Origin of the sequence: Paraburkholderia sp. BR10923 (assembly GCF_040948765.1) — a bacterium.
GTDB lineage: Bacteria > Pseudomonadota > Gammaproteobacteria > Burkholderiales > Burkholderiaceae > Paraburkholderia > Paraburkholderia youngii.
This window is the reverse complement of the sequence record NZ_JBFPKO010000210.1, coordinates 1-261: the sequence shown is the minus strand read 5'-3', so window position 1 is coordinate 261 and position 261 is coordinate 1. Positions and strand designations below refer to the sequence as shown.

Sequence of the window (261 nt, the reverse complement as noted above, 5' to 3'; positions counted from 1 at the left end):
ACAGAATATGTTCTTCGGGCGGCATGAACTGGATCGCACTGAGCGACGGCTGGTCATTCCACGAGAAGTGCGTGTGCGCTTCGGTCATGCCCGGCATGAGGAATTTGCCCTTGCCGTCGATGATCTGAAACCCCTCGCGCGATACCGATTCTTCCGCTTGGGAAACGCGCGTGATTCGATCATCTTCGACGAGTACCTCGCCCCGAAAAGGGTCGGTGCCGCTGCCGTCGAAGATGTTCACATTGGTGAAAAGGATCTTAG

1 pseudogene is annotated in these 261 nt (G+C 55.9%); it reads right to left on the bottom strand.

Annotated features, from left to right (window positions below):
- Positions 1-261 (bottom strand): annotated as a pseudogene (locus AB3X94_RS42145) (amidohydrolase family protein); the annotation flags it as partial.